General features: G+C 56.9%; 11 protein-coding genes. 5 read left to right on the forward strand and 6 right to left on the reverse strand.

Going from position 1 to position 15,706, the window contains the following annotated elements:
• Positions 1-15 precede the first annotated feature (15 nt).
• The gene (locus AB2B48_RS18460; RefSeq protein WP_368299807.1) at positions 16-1,515 is read right to left on the reverse strand and encodes a PTS transporter subunit EIIC; all 1,500 of its coding nucleotides are present in this window, start codon (positions 1,513-1,515) and stop codon (positions 16-18) included.
• A 452-nt stretch (positions 1,516-1,967) separates the two neighbouring features.
• Here AB2B48_RS18460 and metF point away from each other — a divergent pair, with 452 nt between their 5' ends.
• Positions 1,968-2,855, forward strand: a complete 888-nt coding sequence (gene metF / locus AB2B48_RS18465) for a methylenetetrahydrofolate reductase (protein ID WP_185668801.1) — start codon at positions 1,968-1,970, stop codon at positions 2,853-2,855.
• A gap of 287 nt (positions 2,856-3,142) precedes the next feature.
• Positions 3,143-5,317: a catalase/peroxidase HPI gene (katG, locus tag AB2B48_RS18470; RefSeq protein ID WP_368299808.1), complete on the forward strand. Its 2,175-nt coding sequence runs from the start codon at positions 3,143-3,145 to the stop codon at positions 5,315-5,317.
• 140 nt (positions 5,318-5,457) lie between these two features.
• On the opposite strand, the gene AB2B48_RS18475 is transcribed toward katG, so the two are convergent.
• The 3 genes from AB2B48_RS18475 to ptsP are packed head-to-tail and all read right to left on the reverse strand — an operon-like array spanning position 5,458 to position 9,746.
• Positions 5,458-6,561, reverse strand: coding sequence for a bifunctional L-1,2-propanediol dehydrogenase/glycerol dehydrogenase (locus AB2B48_RS18475; RefSeq protein ID WP_185668799.1), 1,104 nt, complete (start codon positions 6,559-6,561; stop codon positions 5,458-5,460).
• Positions 6,562-6,570: 9 nt separating this feature from the next.
• Complete coding sequence (gene fsa / locus AB2B48_RS18480) at positions 6,571-7,233, reverse strand: fructose-6-phosphate aldolase (RefSeq protein ID WP_185668798.1); 663 nt, start codon at positions 7,231-7,233, stop codon at positions 6,571-6,573.
• 11 nt (positions 7,234-7,244) lie between these two features.
• Positions 7,245-9,746, reverse strand: a complete 2,502-nt coding sequence (gene ptsP / locus AB2B48_RS18485) for a phosphoenolpyruvate--protein phosphotransferase (protein ID WP_220439097.1) — start codon at positions 9,744-9,746, stop codon at positions 7,245-7,247.
• A 312-nt stretch (positions 9,747-10,058) separates the two neighbouring features.
• Here ptsP and AB2B48_RS18490 point away from each other — a divergent pair, with 312 nt between their 5' ends.
• From AB2B48_RS18490 to AB2B48_RS18500, 3 genes are all read left to right on the forward strand, one after another.
• Positions 10,059-11,138, forward strand: coding sequence for a PTS fructose transporter subunit EIIC (locus AB2B48_RS18490; RefSeq protein ID WP_185668796.1), 1,080 nt, complete (start codon positions 10,059-10,061; stop codon positions 11,136-11,138).
• Positions 11,139-11,156: 18 nt separating this feature from the next.
• A complete protein-coding gene (locus AB2B48_RS18495; protein ID WP_185668795.1) occupies positions 11,157-11,477 on the forward strand; it encodes a PTS fructose-like transporter subunit IIB in 321 nt (106 codons plus the stop codon).
• 91 nt (positions 11,478-11,568) lie between these two features.
• A complete protein-coding gene (locus AB2B48_RS18500) occupies positions 11,569-11,925 on the forward strand; it encodes a PTS fructose-like transporter subunit IIB (RefSeq protein ID WP_185668794.1) in 357 nt (118 codons plus the stop codon).
• Here AB2B48_RS18500 and AB2B48_RS18505 read toward each other — a convergent pair.
• Both AB2B48_RS18505 and ppc read right to left on the reverse strand, forming a co-directional pair.
• Positions 11,912-12,751, reverse strand: a complete 840-nt coding sequence (locus tag AB2B48_RS18505; RefSeq protein ID WP_333012783.1) for a helix-turn-helix transcriptional regulator — start codon at positions 12,749-12,751, stop codon at positions 11,912-11,914. The genes AB2B48_RS18500 and AB2B48_RS18505 overlap by 14 nt on opposite strands.
• 165 nt (positions 12,752-12,916) lie before the next feature.
• Entirely contained in the window at positions 12,917-15,568 is a 2,652-nt protein-coding gene (ppc, locus tag AB2B48_RS18510; RefSeq protein WP_185668792.1) for a phosphoenolpyruvate carboxylase, read from the reverse strand.
• Positions 15,569-15,706 lie beyond the last annotated feature (138 nt).

Here is a 15,706-nt window from a genome sequence, read left to right on the forward strand (position 1 = left end):
CTTATAATCTTATGATTATTTGCCAATCATCGTCGACATGGTTTCCGCGATAAATTGCGCTCGCGCGCCAAATATCACCTGAATGCCGTGATCGCCGACGAAAACGACGCCGCGAGCACCGATATTATTCAGCCCATCTTTGTCCACCGGCCCTTTATCCGCCACTTCAAGACGCAGGCGGGTAATGCAGGAGCCTACGGACGCGATGTTATCTTCGCCGCCCAGCAGGTCGATAATTTCCGTTGCCAGGTCTTCATCAGTTTTGTCGTTGGCGCTGACCGTGGTTTCCGTGCGGCCCGGCGTTTTGACGTCGAAACGGCGAATCACAAAGCGGAAAGTGAAGTAGTAAATCAGCCCCATCGGAATACCGACGATAATCGCATTCAGGAAGTTGGTCTGGTAGCCGTTGAACGACGGCAGGATCCCGAAGGAGATGTAGTCGATAAGCCCGGCCGAGAACGACTTGGCGATATGCGCATGCAGCAGGTACATCACCATGTAGGAGAGACCGGCCATGATGGCGTTGAAGACGTAGAGAATCGGCGCCACAAAGATAAAGGTGAACTCAACCGGCTCGGTGATCCCGGTCAGGAAGCAGGTCAGCGCGGCGGAGAACAGGATACCGGCGGCGATTTTTTTATTCTTGGTGTGTGCTTCGTGGTACATCGCCAGACAGGCAGCAGGCAGCGCGAACAGCATCAGCGGGAACTCACCCTGCATGAATTTACCGGCGTTCTGGTAGGTATCGCTGCTGAAGGATTTCACCCCTTCTTCCAGCATTTTGAACCAGATAGTCTGGTCACCGTGGATCACCTGACCGGCGTGGGTGGTGTAGTCGCCGAAGGAGTACCAGAAAGACGGATACCAGATGTGGTGCAGGCCAAGCGGAATTAGCGCACGTTCAACCAGACCGAAGATAAAGGTTGAGGCCGCCTGGTTATCACCGTTGATCACCACCGACAGCGCGTCGATACCCGCCTGAATATGCTGCCAGATGTACGGCAGGATCAAGCCGAGGGCGAACGACAGCAGCGCGGTGGCAATCGCCACGAAGCGTTTGCCGGAGAAGAAGCCAAGGAATTCAGGCAGCTGCATTTTGTGGAAGCGGTTAAAGCACCACGCCGCCAGGATGCCGCAAATCAGGCCGCCAAAGACGCCCATCTGCAGGGTAGGAATACCCACCACCATGGCGTATTTCCCGCCTTGCGCCGCCATTTCCGGCGTAATGCCAAGCACGGTACTGATGGTGATGTTGGTGACAAACACGGAGACGGCGGCAGACAGCGCCGCGATGCCGGATTCTGAGGCCAGGCCGACGGCAGAGCCGATGGCAAACAGCATTGGCAGGTTGTCGAAGATAATCCCACCGGCGTTCATCATCAGCGGCAGATGGAATTTATCCCCGAACGCCAGCAGCAAGCCGGCTGCGGGCAGAAGCGAGATCGGCAGCATCAACGCGCGGCCAATCATCGACAGTTTGGAAAGCGATTTAACAACACTTTGAATCAGACTCATACTGATTTCCCCCGATAGACGCCTCTTCGTGCGTGCTTTTAGTAACCCTGTTTATATTAGGTATAACGTTATAGTAGAACGTTCTACTTATCGTGAAACAAGTCATTAACGTCTGCAATGGAATTTTTGCGTAGTAGGCAGATGCGTGAAAAATATGAGATCTAGTTCTCAAATTTTATGCCATAGTGAAAGTGTGGTTAATGTGACCAGACGGGGAGTGCGTGAGAGGGTAGCTAAACTATTTATGTGCGGAAAACGGCCTTCTGACAGCACAGCCTGCTCCATTCACCGTGGAGATGAATATTTTTCATCTTGATTGCAGAGAACTCACTTTTTACGCGGATTTTTCTATTGACGCCTGACTGCTTTTGGGGCATTTTTACATCCAGACGTCTAAACGGATAGATGTTTACAACACAACAATAATGACACGTGATTGATAGAGGTAAGGTATGAGCTTTTTTCACGCCAACCAGCGGGAAGCGCTGAATCAGAGTCTGGCCGAGGTTCAAGGGCAGATTAACGTTTCTTTCGAGTTTTTCCCGCCGCGCACCAGTGAAATGGAGCAAACCCTGTGGAACTCTATCGATCGCCTAAGCAGCCTGAAGCCGAAATTCGTTTCGGTTACCTACGGGGCGAACTCCGGTGAGCGCGACCGCACGCACAGTATTATTAAAGGCATTAAAGACCGCACCGGTCTGGAAGCCGTGCCGCACCTGACCTGCATTGATGCCACACGCGACGAACTGCGCGCCATTGCCCAGGACTACTGGAACAACGGCATCCGTCATATCGTCGCCCTGCGTGGTGACCTGCCACCGGGCAGCGGTAAACCAGAAATGTATGCCTCCGATCTGGTCACTTTGCTGAAAGACGTGGCGGATTTTGATATCTCCGTAGCGGCCTACCCGGAAGTGCATCCGGAAGCGAAGAGTGCCCAGGCGGATCTGCTTAATCTGAGACGTAAAGTGGAAGCCGGTGCAAACCGTGCCATCACCCAGTTCTTCTTCGACGTCGAAAGCTATCTGCGTTTCCGCGACCGCTGCGTGTCGGCGGGCATCGATGTAGAAATTATTCCGGGCATCCTGCCGGTCTCGAACTTCAAACAGGCGAAGAAATTTGCCGACATGACCAACGTGCGCATTCCTGCCTGGATGTCGACGATGTTCGATGGCCTGGACGATGATGCTGAAACCCGCAAGCTGGTGGGGGCCAACATCGCGATGGACATGGTTAAAATCCTGAGTCGTGAAGGGGTGAAAGATTTCCACTTCTACACGCTGAACCGTGCGGAAATGAGCTACGCCATTTGCCACACGCTGGGTGTGCGCCCGGCGTAATATTCTGCCGGATGGCGCTGCGCTTATCCGGCCTACGGTTCGTGTTCAAATACCCTGCTTAGACATAAGAAACTCCTTATATTTTGAGGGGTTTCTTATCATTTCTCCCGATCGATCACAGTCAACTACCCCTAAATTGTGTAAGGATAGGCTCGACCTGCGCAGAAATTCCTCTCTGACAAGGGAAAAATAAGAGGAATTAACTATCAAATCCGTGGGTCATTTCAGCTATAACTTATCAGCAGGGGTGTATATCTTAACGATAAATACTGTAAGGGAGCATAGTGATGAGCACGCCAGACGATATCCAGAACGCAGGTAAATGTCCTTTCCACCACGGTGGTGGTCACGATCAGAGCGCCGGCGCTGGCACCAGTAGCAAGGACTGGTGGCCGAAGCAGCTTCGCGTTGATCTACTTAATCAGCATTCCAATCGATCCAACCCGCTGGGTGAAGATTTCGATTATCGCAAAGAATTCAGCAAATTAGATTACTCCGCACTGAAGGGTGACATTCGTACGCTGTTAACGGATTCGCAATCCTGGTGGCCTGCAGACTGGGGCAGCTATGTGGGGCTGTTTATCCGCATGGCGTGGCACGGTGCGGGTACCTACCGTTCTACCGACGGTCGCGGTGGCGCAGGGCGCGGCCAACAACGTTTTGCACCGCTGAACTCCTGGCCGGATAACGTGAGCCTGGATAAGGCGCGTCGTCTGCTGTGGCCAATCAAACAGAAATATGGGCAGAAAATCTCCTGGGCCGACCTGTATATCCTTGCGGGTAACGTGGCGCTGGAAAACTCTGGCTTCCGTACCTTTGGTTTTGGTGCCGGGCGTGAAGACGTGTGGGAACCGGATCAGGACGTAAACTGGGGTGATGAAAAAGCCTGGCTGGCGCACCGTGATCCGGAAGAGCTGGCGAAACGCCCGCTTGCGGCCACCGAAATGGGCCTTATCTACGTGAACCCGGAAGGGCCAAACGCCAGCGGTGAACCGCTGTCTGCGGCAGCGGCGATTCGCGCCACCTTCGGTAACATGGGGATGGACGACGAAGAGACCGTGGCGCTGATTGCCGGTGGTCACACGCTGGGTAAAACCCACGGCGCGGCTTCGGCAACGCACGTCGGTCCGGATCCGGAAGCGGCACCGATTGAATCTCAGGGCCTGGGCTGGGCAAACAGCTACGGCAGTGGTGTAGGTAAAGATGCCATCACCTCCGGTCTGGAAGTGGTCTGGACACAGACGCCTACCCAGTGGAGCAACTACTTCTTCGAGAACCTGTTCAAATACGAATGGGTGCAGACCCGCAGCCCGGCTGGCGCCATCCAGTTTGAAGCGGTAGATGCGCCGGACATCATTCCGGATCCGTTCGACCCGTCGAAAAAACGTAAGCCAACCATGCTGGTGACCGACCTGACGCTGCGCTTCGATCCGGACTTCGAGAAAATTTCTCGCCGCTTCCTGAACGACCCGCAGGCCTTTAACGAAGCCTTTGCCCGTGCGTGGTTCAAACTGACCCACCGTGATATGGGGCCAAAAGCGCGTTACATCGGGCCAGAAGTGCCACGTGAAGATCTGATTTGGCAGGATCCGCTGCCGCATGCGTTCTTCAACCCGACCGCTGAAGATATCGAAAGCCTGAAGGCGGATATTGCGGCATCTGGCCTCTCCGTCGGTGAGCTGGTGTCGGTCGCCTGGGCTTCCGCTTCTACCTTCCGCGGTGGTGATAAGCGAGGTGGGGCGAACGGTGCGCGTCTGGCGCTTGCACCACAGCGTGATTGGGAAGTGAACGCCACGGCGGCTCGCGTACTGCCGGTGCTGGAAGGCATCTATAAGTCAGCGCACAAAGCTTCTCTGGCCGACATTATCGTGCTGGCCGGTGTGGTGGGCGTAGAGCAGGCGGCGAAAGCGGCTGGCGTTGACGTTAAAGTGCCGTTCACGCCGGGTCGCGTAGATGCGCGTCAGGATCAGACGGACATCGAGATGTTCGAGCTGCTCAAACCGCTTGCCGATGGTTTCCGTAACTATCGTGCGGCACCGGGTGAAGCGACCACGGAATCTCTGCTGATCGACAAAGCACAGTTGTTGACCCTGACCGCGCCGGAGCTGACCGTATTGGTTGGTGGCATGCGCGTACTGGGTGCCAACTTCGACGGCAGCAACCACGGCGTCTTTACCGACAACGTGGGCGCACTCAGCACTGACTTCTTCGTCAACCTGCTGGATATGCGCACCGAGTGGAAAGCGACCGACGAAACGTCTGAGCTGTTTGAAGGCCGCGATCGTGCGAGCGGTGAGGTGAAATACACCGCCACGCGCGCTGACCTGGTCTTTGGCTCTAACGCCGTACTGCGTGCGCTGGCGGAGGTTTATGCCTCCAGCGATGCGAAAGAGAAGTTTGTGAAAGACTTCGTGGCGGCATGGGTGAAAGTGATGAACCTGGACCGTTTCGACCTGCTGTAAGGTGGGCGTGAAGGTATAAAAAATCCCCGCGAAAGCGGGGATTTTTGTTTGTGGGTTTAAGGTAGCCCGGACGAGACGCGTTAGCGGCGACTCCGGGGAGATCCCGGCGTCACTTCGTTCGGCCGGGCTACCTTATCTCATTACTCCCACTCGTGCAGAAAACGCTGCCCATACTGGTCAGCCACCAACAGCGCCGCGTAAACGCGGTCAGGGTCCGCGCCGCCCGGCATGTTGTGGATGGTCTCGCCTTCCGCACAGGCCGCTTCCGCCACCAGACGCATTTTCGCCGGAATATCCTCTTTGATACTCAGCTGTGCCAGGGTGATTGGCAACCCAACGCTATGGCAAAGCGCCGCGACGGTTTCAATTTCTTCCACCGGCGCGTTTTCCAGCACCAGTTGGGTAAGGGTACCAAATGCGACTTTCTCGCCGTGGTAGTAGTGGTGTGCGTCCGCAATTGCCGTCATGCCGTTATGAATCGCGTGCGCTGCCGCCAGGCCACCGCTCTCAAAGCCGACGCCGCTCAGGTAGGTGTTAGCTTCAATGACGCGGTCCAGCGCTGGCGTCACCACGTGCTGCTCGGCGGCCAGCATGGCTTTTTCGCCTTCTTCAATCAGCGTGTTGTAGCAAAGCTCAGCGACCGCCAGCGCGGCCTGGGTGCATTTCCCGCCTGCCATGGTGGTGGCGCCGCTGCGCGAGCAGGCACGGGCTTCAAACCAGGTTGCCAGCGCATCGCCAATCCCGGCAGCCAGCAGGCGCGCAGGGGCACCGGCGACGATTTTGGTATCGACGATAACCATGTTCGGGTTGTGCGGCAGCATCAGGTAACGGTCGAATTCGCCATCATCGGTGTACAGCACGGAGAGTGCGCTGCACGGTGCATCGGTAGATGCGATGGTGGGAACAATCGCCACCGGCAGATTCATAAAGTGGGCCAGCGCTTTGGCCGTATCCAGCGTTTTCCCGCCGCCGATACCTAAAATGGCGCTGCATTTGGCGCTGTTCGCCACGTCCTGCAGACGGTTAACTTCGTTCTGTGAACATTCGCCGCCGAACGGCGCGATTTCAACGGACAGGCCCGCGCCGGTCAGGCTTTTGCGCAGCGTCTCTTCGGCAAATCCCAGCACGAATTTATCGCCGACGACCAGCCAGCTATTGGCCATTGGCTTCAGATAGTCACCTAGACGTGTGATAACGTCGGCACCCTGAATATACTTACCTGGTGATTGAATAATGCGATCCATACATTTCTCCTACAGGTTCAGATTCCCAAATGCGTTTTTCCAGTCTTGCTCAAACTTCTCAATAGCTGACTCTACTGCGGGTGTGCCGAGCATTTGTTGCGCTACATCTAAAGGAAGGGTGATGGCTTCACATCCTGCCAATAAACAGTCCAGTGCCTGACGCGGGGTTTTAAAACTGGCGGCCAGCACTTTGCTTTCCGGCGCGTGCAGCTCCAGCAGCGATTGCAGCTCCTGCACCATGCGGATACCGTCACCGCCCTGGGCGTCAACGCGGTTGACGTACGGCGCCACGTATTTTGCCCCCGCCAGCGCGGCCAGCAGCCCCTGAGAGGCGCTGTAGACAGCGGTGCCAAGCGTTGGAATGCCCGCTTGTTTCAAAAGCTTAATCGCCGCCAGACCTTCGGCGGTGACCGGGACTTTCACCACGATGCCCGGCACGGCATCATTCAGCTTACGCGCTTCGGCCACCATACCCTCGGCGGTACGGCTCATGGTCTGGGCAAACAGCGTGCCGTTTTCACCCACGGCTTTTTTCAAACGCGGCAGCACGTCCCAGATGGATTCGCGGCTGGCGGCCACGATGCTTGGGTTAGTGGTCACGCCGACAATCGGAAAAATACGGGCCAGACGTTCCACTTCCTGCACGTTGGCGGTATCCAGATACAGTTCCATGCTATTTCCTCTTAAAGTTCCAGTTCGTGTTGCAGCAGGCTGGCGATAGCGTCGGCAGAAGCGGCGTTAACCAGAGCGCTACGGAATTCTTCATGCATAATGCGGCGGGCCAGGCGCGAGAAGATGCGCATATGCTGGTCTCCGGCGGCATGTTTGTTCAGCGTCAGCATAATGATGAACTGCGCCTCGTCATCGCCCCAGGCTACCGGCGCGGGCAGGCGCGCGACGCTGATGGTCGACTGCTCAATATGTTCCGATTTGCTGTGTGGAATAGCGAAGCTGAAGCCCAGCCCGGTGGAGAAGACCGCTTCTCGTGCCCACAGGTCGGCTTCCAGCTTACGCGGGTAGCGGCAGCGCCCGGCGAGCAGCAGATTGTCGGTCATCCCTTTGATGACCTCCTCTTTGCTGCGCCAGTCGTTATCGAGCGAAATACAGCGTGGGGTAATCAGCGGCGCATCCTGCTGGCTCATACGGAACTGGGCGAGCAGGTGCTCCACTTCCAGCGAGGTGCGGCAGGCCATCGCCTGGTTGAGCAACTGGCGGCAGGCGCGGCTGTCGAGCTGCGCCAGACGCGCTTTGGTCGCCGGAATCGACGGGGCGCTCATGCTGATTTCATCCATTCCCAGCCCAACCAGCAGCGGCAGTACCGAGCCTTTAGCGCCCAGCTCGCCGCACAGACCAATCCATTTCCCCTGACGGTGCACCGCCTGCACGGCGAAGTCCAGGGCGCGCAGGAAGGCTGGATTCAAACTATTGTAGTGGCGAGTCACTTTGGCGTTATCGCGATCGACTGCCAGCAGGTACTGGGTCAGGTCGTTACTGCCAATGCTGAAGAAGTCTATCTCTTCGCAGCACTGGTCGATGATGAACATCACCGACGGCACTTCCAGCATGATGCCCAGCGGAATGCGCTCATCGAACGGCACGTGTTCGCTGCGCAGCTGCTGTTTGGCTTCGGCCACCTTCTCTTTGACCCACAAAATCTCTTCCATGGAGGAGATCATCGGGATCATGATTTTCAGGCTGCCGTGGGCGGAGGCGCGGAGGATGGCGCGCAATTGGGTGGTGAACAGCGCGGAATACTCTTCATAAATACGCACCGCGCGGTAGCCGAGGAACGGGTTGTTCTCTGCCGGAATATTGAGGTAATCCACCGGCTTATCGCCGCCGATATCCATGGTGCGGATAATAATGCTACGTCCTTCGGCGGACTCCAGCGCCTGGCAGAAAATGTTGTACAGCTCGCTCTCGCTCGGCTCGCTGGCCCTGTCCATATAGAGCATTTCCGTGCGGAACAGGCCGACGGCCTCCGCGCCGTTGCCGAAGGCGGCCTGTGCTTCAACGGAGTGGGCAATGTTGGCGGCAACCTCAAGGCGAATGCCATCGGCAGTGCGCGCTTCTTTATGCAGCCATACGCTTTGCTGTTCGCGAATGGCGGCCTGCACGCGCGCTTCCTGCTGGTAATAGCGGGTGATGGCCTCTGTTGGGGCGACAATCACCGCACCCGCGTTGCCGTCGAGGTAAACCGGCTGGTTCTGCCACGGCGTTAGTGCATCAATCTCCACGCCCACAAGGGTTGGAATGTTAAAGGAGCGAGCGAGGATCACCGTATGCGAGGTGGTGCCGCCGCTTTGTAACAGCAGGCCTTTGAGCAGGGTTTTGTCCAGTTCTAAGAACTGGCTTGGGGTCAATTCTTCCGCCACGCAGATGGACGGCTGAGTAAGCTGGCCCGGTGCCGGGAAGCGGTCTTCACCATAAATATGCTGCAGCAGCTGGAAGCCGACGTCGCGCACGTCCAGCGCACGCTCTTGCAGGTAGCTGCTGCTGGAACGGGCAAATTCGGCGCAGAAGTGGTTGGCGCTCTCAACGACGGCCTGCGCGCAGCTCAGACCGTTATTCACGCCCGCCAGTAAATGCTGGCGCAGTGAGGTATCGGTGGCGAGCGAACGGTGTGCTTCGAGGATGGCGCTAGCGGTGCTGTCGTTGTCTAACAACCGCAGTTCCAGCGTTCTGACCAGCCGTGTCAGGCCGCTATCCAGCGCCGACTGTTCCTGTTCCGCATTTTTCGCGGGCGGAAGTTCGCCGAGATTATTGAGATCCAGCGCGGCCAGACGAGTGAGCACGCCGCCCGCGCTGCCGTTACAGACCGGCAGTGCGCGGAACAGCGTTGGGTTGAGGCGGGTCAGAGATTCCGGCAGCGCTTCCTGCTCTACGTTGGCAACCTGCGCCAACGGCGCGTCGCACAGCGGAAATTCCTCTTTCAGCCAGGTGGAGAGACGTTGATGCGCGTTCTGCTCATCTGCACCGTTCAGCAGCAGGCGGCAGCTATCGCCCGACAGCGTGTCGGTGCCGATAATTGCCAGCGCGCTTTTGGCGTTGCCTTTGCGATCCGTACGCAGGTTATGCCATTCAATATCGCAGCTAAACGTGTTGCACAGCGTCTCAACGTGGCTGGCCGGGCGAGCATGCACGCCGTTCGGTAATTCGCAGACAAATTCAACAACCAACGCCATAACCTTATCTCCCAAATCATTCGATATGGGTAACAGAATAGGGGGCTTGTGAAGGGGCATGCTATCTGACATTTATGTCAAAAACTGGATAAATGTATGGTCTGCTGGAAAATGCGAGCAACCTCACAGGTTCCATGTCATGCGTATTAAGGCCGTTCATGCGCTAACTTTTGAGGTCGCTCGCATTTTTCTTTTGATAATACAAAAATCCAGTAAATGCACTTTTTATCCACTGTCTGTCCCGCCGCCAATTGCCTATTGTTTGCCACAACACCCTAATAGACATGGGCCGAAGAAGCCCAGGAGCGACTGATGAAAGAATTGGTGCAAATACTCAAAAACACCCGTCAGCATTTGATGACTGGCGTGTCGCACATGATCCCGTTTGTGGTTGCGGGCGGTATTTTACTGGCCGTCTCCGTCATGCTGTACGGCAAAGGGGCCGTACCTGATGTTGCAACCGACCCTAACCTGAAAAAGCTCTTTGATATCGGCGTCGCGGGCCTGACGCTGATGGTGCCTTTCCTCGCTGCCTACATCGGCTACTCCATTGCCGAACGTTCGGCGCTGGCGCCCTGCGCCATCGGCGCGTGGGTCGGTAACAGTTTTGGCGCGGGCTTCTTCGGCGCGCTGATTGCCGGGATTATCGGCGGTATCGTGGTCTACTACCTGAAGAAGATCCCGGTGCACAAAGTGTTGCGCTCGGTGATGCCTATCTTCGTCATTCCTATCGTCGGCACCTTTATTACCGCAGGCATCATGATGTGGGGGCTGGGTGAGCCGGTAGGTCTGCTGACCTCCAGCCTGACGCAGTGGCTGCAAGGTATGCAGGCCGGCAGCATCGTGGTGCTGGCGGTGATTATGGGCCTGATGCTGGCGTTTGATATGGGCGGCCCGGTCAACAAAGTGGCCTACGCCTTCATGCTGATCTGCGTCTCTCAGGGCGTCTATACCGTCGTCGCCATTGCCGCTGTCGGCATCTGCGTGCCACCGCTGGGCCTGGGGCTGGCAACGCTGATTAATCGTAAAAACTTCAATAACGAAGAGCGCGAAGCGGGCAAAGCCGCGCTGGTGATGGGCTGCGTCGGCGTTACCGAAGGGGCGATTCCGTTCGCCGCTGCCGATCCGCTGCGCGTGATCCCTTCCATCATGCTGGGCTCCGTCTGCGGCACGGTGACCGCCGCGCTGATGGGAGCACAGTGCTACGCCGGGTGGGGCGGTCTGATTGTCCTGCCGGTGGTTGAAGGCAAGCTGGGATACCTGCTGGCGATTGTGGTCGGTGCGGTGGTTACGGCGGTGAGCGTCAACGTCCTGAAGAGCCTGGCGCGTAAGAACAAGAAAGCGGTTGTCGAAAAAGAAGACGACCTGGATTTAGATTTCGAAATTAACTAATTGAGAAGGTAGAAGATTATGACCAGTATTATTGCGGTAACGGCTTGTCCTTCCGGCGTAGCACACACCTACATGGCAGCGGAAGCGCTGGAGAGTGCGGCGAAATCAAAAGGCTGGAACGTGAAGGTAGAAACGCAGGGGTCTATTGGTCAGGAAAATGAGCTGACGGCGAGTGATGTGGCGGCAGCGGACATGGTAATTCTGACCAAAGACATTGGCATCAAGGCGGAAGAACGTTTTGCCGGGAAAACCATTGTGCGGGTTAATATTAGCGATGCGGTTAAACGTGCCGACGCTATTATGAATAAGATCGAGGCACACTTAGCGCAGAGCGCCTAAGTTTTATCCCGATACAATAGAAACTTAGCCACTGGCGGGTGCGAAAGAATTTTTGCGCCCGCCAGCGTTTGTTTTCTGCAAGGAGGAGACGATGACGGTAACGAGCGGAAGAGTGCTGGTAGCGGTAACGGCCTGCGTCAGTGGGGTAGCCCATACCTACATGGCGGCGGAACGTCTGGAAAAACTCTGTCAGCAGGAAAAGTGGACCATAAAGATTGAAACGCAGGGGGCGCTTGGCATTGAAAATGCGCTGACGGAAGACGACATCCGCCGGGCCGACGCGGTGCTGCTGATTACCGATATCGAGCTCAACGGCGCAGACCGTTTTACCCAGAGCCGCTGCGTGCAGTCTGGGATTAGCGCCTTTTTACGCGAGCCGCAAAAGGTCATGGCCGCGGTGCGTAAGCTGCTTTCCGCGCCGCAGCACACGCACATTATTCTGTCGTAGTCAGCTGGCTATGGTACTGACGGCGGTACTCTGACGGTGAACGGTCAGTATTCTTACGGAACAGACGGCAGAAGTAGTTGCTGTCGACAAACCCACAGGCGTGGGCAATCTCTTTGACTTTCAGGTCATAGCCCTTCAACAGCCGTCTGGCGTGCTCCAGTCGGGTATGGTTGAGGTATTCGTTAAATCCCATTACTCCGCTTTTCTGGAACAGGTGCGAAAGATAGTTGGGGGAGATGTAGAACGCCTGCGCCACCGATTCGCGGGTCAACGGCTCGGCAAAGTGGCTATCGATATGCTCACGAATGGCGTCGAACAACGCCTGGCTGCGCGAAGCGGTCTGAATCTGGCTGCTGAGCAGGTCGGCGCAGTGGCTGATCAGGCTGGTGGCAATCAGCCGGGCGGTTTGCTGCTCCTGCGGTTGCATCTGAATTTCACTCATGGTTTGCAGCAGGAAAGAGCCGACGCGCGGGCCACGGCGTGCGACGTGCTGCTTCGCCATGTTCTTCAACTGCTGCCCATCCCACTGCTGCACGCTAAACCCCAGCTGCTGCTTGCCAAACAGAATGCTCAGCGTGGTGACCGGGCTCTGCCACTGCGGGAAATTCCAGCCGCCAGCGGGAACGTAGAGCGCATCAAGCGCCAGCATGGGTTCACCCAGCGCGGCATCGGTGAGCTGCCCTTCAAGTAGGATCTCCAGCCGCGGAAAGTCGACCTGAAACGCCATTTCCGGCACCGGCGCGTGATTCCCGGCAAACCAGATTTTTTGCAGCGGTGTGGCGCCTGAGGCAATGTGGGAAAGCAGCGGGTTGATATCGAAAAGCATGGGGCTCCCTGTCGTGGTGAACAACGCAGAAACCTTAACCGAGGGGATAAAAAAAGGCCACAAAGAATGTGGCCTTTTGGCGTGCAGATCGTCCGGATAACGCCGGGGCTGCACCGTGCATATTCCCGGCGTCGCTTCGCTCGGCCGGGCTACATGGGGGAGAGATTAACCGGTGTTACGCATACCGGCAGCAACGCCTGCGATGGTGACCATCAGCGCTTGTTCAACGTTATGGTTCGGCTCCAGACCTTCTTCTTCCGCTTTACGTGAACGGTGCAGCAGTTCGGCCTGCAGAACGTTCAGCGGGTCAGTGTAGACGTTACGCAGCTGGATAGACTCGGCAATCCACGGCAGGTCGGCCATCAGGTGCGCATCGTTGGCGATATCCAGCACCACTTTGATGTCGGCTTCCAGCTGCTCGCGCAGCTCGGTGCCCAGACCCCACAGCTCTTTTTTCACCAGACGCTGATCGTAGTATTCCGCCAGCCACAGGTCAGCCTTCGAGTAGACCATCTCCAGCATACCCAGACGGGTAGAGAAGAACGGCCAGTCGCGGCACATGGCTTCCAGCTTGCTCTGCTTACCGTCTTCAACCACTTTTTGCAGCGCCGCGCCAGCACCCAGCCAGGCTGGCAGCATCAGGCGGTTCTGCGTCCAGGCGAAGATCCATGGAATCGCGCGCAGTGACTCAACGCCGCCGGTGGCGCGACGTTTTGCCGGGCGTGAACCCAATGGCAGTTTGCCCAGCTCCTGCTCCGGCGTGGCGGAGCGGAAGTACGGCACGAAATCTTTGTTTTCACGCACGTAGCCGCGGTACATCTCGCAGGAGATATCCGACAGTTCGTCCATGATGCCGCGCCACTCTTCTTTTGGCTCCGGCGGTGGCAGCAGGTTCGCTTCCAGAATGGCGCTGGTGTACAGCGACAGGCTGCTGACGGTGATTTCCGGCAGACCGTATTTGAAGCGGATCATCTCGCCCTGTTCGGTCACGCGCAGGCCGCCTTTCAGGCTGCCCGGAGGCTGAGAGAGCAGCGCCGCGTGCGCCGGGGCGCCGCCGCGGCCGATAGAGCCACCGCGACCGTGGAACAGCGTCAGCTCGATGCCCGCTTTCTCACAAGTTTTGATTAACGCATCCTGTGCCTGGTACTGCGCCCAGGATGCCGCCATTACGCCCGCATCTTTTGCGGAGTCGGAATAGCCAATCATGACCATCTGCTTGCCCTGAATAAAGCCGCGATACCAGTCGATGCTCAGCAGCTGAGTCATGACGTCGTCGGCGTTGTTCAAGTCGTCGAGGGTTTCGAACAGTGGAGCTACCGGCAGCGCGAAGGTAATGCCCGCTTCTTTCAGCAGCAGGTGAACGGCCAGCACGTCGGACGGCGTTTTCGCCATGGAGATAACGTAGGCGGCGACCGAGCCGATAGGCGCATCGACAATCGCTTTGCAGGTATTGAGGACTTCACGGGTTTCGTTGCTTGGTTCCCAGCTACGCGGGAGAAGCGGACGTTTGGAGTTCAGTTCGCGGATCAGGAAGGCCTGCTTGTCGGCTTCAGACCAGCTTTCGTAGTCGCCGATGCCCAGATAGCGGGTCAGTTCGCCCAGCGCTTCGGTGTGACGGGTGCTTTCCTGACGCACGTCGATACGCACCAGCGGCACGCCAAAACACTTCACGCGGCGCAGGGTGTCGAGCAGTTCGCCGTTGGCGATAATGCCCATCCCGCAGGCCTGCAGTGATTTATAGCAGGCGTACAGCGGTTCCCACAGCTGTTCGTTCTGGCTGATCAGGCCCGCCGGTTTCGGCAGACGCTCACCTTTCAGGCGTGCTTCCAGCCACGCTTGGGTCGCCAGCAGACGGGTACGCAGGTTTTTCATCAGGAAACGGTACGGCTCGGTAGCACCCGCTTCGCCAACCAGTTCGCGCAGTTCGTCTGTGCACTCAACCATCGACAGTTCGGAAATCAGAATCTGAATATCTTTCAGGAACAGGTCGGTGGCTTTCCAGCGGCTGAGCAGCAGGACGTGGCGGGTGATTTCCGCGGTCACGTTCGGGTTGCCGTCGCGGTCGCCGCCCATCCAGGAGGTGAAGCGTACCGGCACGAAATCAACCGGCAGCTGGTAGCCGAGGTTCTCTTCCAGCTGTTCGTTCAGCTCACGCAGGTAGTTTGGCACGCCTTCCCACAGGCTATTTTCCACAACTGCAAAGCCCCATTTGGCTTCATCTACCGGGCTTGGGCGGTGTTTACGAATTTCATCGGTGTGCCAGGACTGGGCAATCAGCTGGCGCAGACGGCGCATCACCTGGTTGCGCTCGTAGTCGGCGATATCGGTATTATCGAGCTGCTTTAAGCAGTTGTTGATCTCGCCCATTTTGTGAATCAGCGTACGACGCGTGATTTCAGTTGGGTGCGCGGTGAGCACCAGCTCCAGCGACAGGGATTCAACGGCTTTTTTTATCGTGGTTTCGTCGAGATTAGGTTGGTCTTTGAGTTTACGCAGGGTACGAGCAATCACTTCCGGGTTGCTTGCCGCTTCGCCTTTTGGCGAAATGCTGTGGTACTGCTCGGCGGTGTTAGCCAGGTTCAGGAACTGACTGAACGCGCGGGCGACCGGCAGCAGCTCATCGTTGGACAGGTTCTGCAGCGTGGTGAGCAGCTCCTGGCGATTGGCTTCGTTGCCCGCACGAGAAGATTTGGACAACTTACGGATCGTTTCTACACGGTCAAGAATGTTCTCACCAAGCGCATCCTTGATGGTATCGCCTAGCACTTTACCGAGCATACTGACATTACTACGCAACGCGGAATATTGTTCGTTCATTAACCCAGACACCCCATCTCATTTTATTTTGTTATATCCCAACCCCTGGAACGTAAGGGCGAGATAAAGACACCTCTTTTATAAAGCCACGTAAAAACCCGTACGTCAATTGCTGCGAAATCGCTTCAGCAAACGAAT

It is taken from the genome of Kluyvera sichuanensis (genome assembly GCF_040930405.1).
Lineage (GTDB): Bacteria > Pseudomonadota > Gammaproteobacteria > Enterobacterales > Enterobacteriaceae > Kluyvera > Kluyvera sichuanensis.

What these genes read in the sequence shown, in the direction of transcription:
- AB2B48_RS18460 (WP_368299807.1), bottom strand. Translation starts at nt 1,515, where the DNA reads ATGAGTCTGATTCAAAGTGTTGTTAAATCGCTTTCCAAACTGTCGATG.
- metF (WP_185668801.1), top strand. Translation starts at nt 1,968, where the DNA reads ATGAGCTTTTTTCACGCCAACCAGCGGGAAGCGCTGAATCAGAGTCTG.
- katG (WP_368299808.1), top strand. Translation starts at nt 3,143, where the DNA reads ATGAGCACGCCAGACGATATCCAGAACGCAGGTAAATGTCCTTTCCAC.
- AB2B48_RS18475 (WP_185668799.1), bottom strand. Translation starts at nt 6,561, where the DNA reads ATGGATCGCATTATTCAATCACCAGGTAAGTATATTCAGGGTGCCGAC.
- fsa (WP_185668798.1), bottom strand. Translation starts at nt 7,233, where the DNA reads ATGGAACTGTATCTGGATACCGCCAACGTGCAGGAAGTGGAACGTCTG.
- ptsP (WP_220439097.1), bottom strand. Translation starts at nt 9,746, where the DNA reads ATGGCGTTGGTTGTTGAATTTGTCTGCGAATTACCGAACGGCGTGCAT.
- AB2B48_RS18490 (WP_185668796.1), top strand. Translation starts at nt 10,059, where the DNA reads ATGAAAGAATTGGTGCAAATACTCAAAAACACCCGTCAGCATTTGATG.
- AB2B48_RS18495 (WP_185668795.1), top strand. Translation starts at nt 11,157, where the DNA reads ATGACCAGTATTATTGCGGTAACGGCTTGTCCTTCCGGCGTAGCACAC.
- AB2B48_RS18500 (WP_185668794.1), top strand. Translation starts at nt 11,569, where the DNA reads ATGACGGTAACGAGCGGAAGAGTGCTGGTAGCGGTAACGGCCTGCGTC.
- AB2B48_RS18505 (WP_333012783.1), bottom strand. Translation starts at nt 12,751, where the DNA reads ATGCTTTTCGATATCAACCCGCTGCTTTCCCACATTGCCTCAGGCGCC.
- ppc (WP_185668792.1), bottom strand. Translation starts at nt 15,568, where the DNA reads ATGAACGAACAATATTCCGCGTTGCGTAGTAATGTCAGTATGCTCGGT.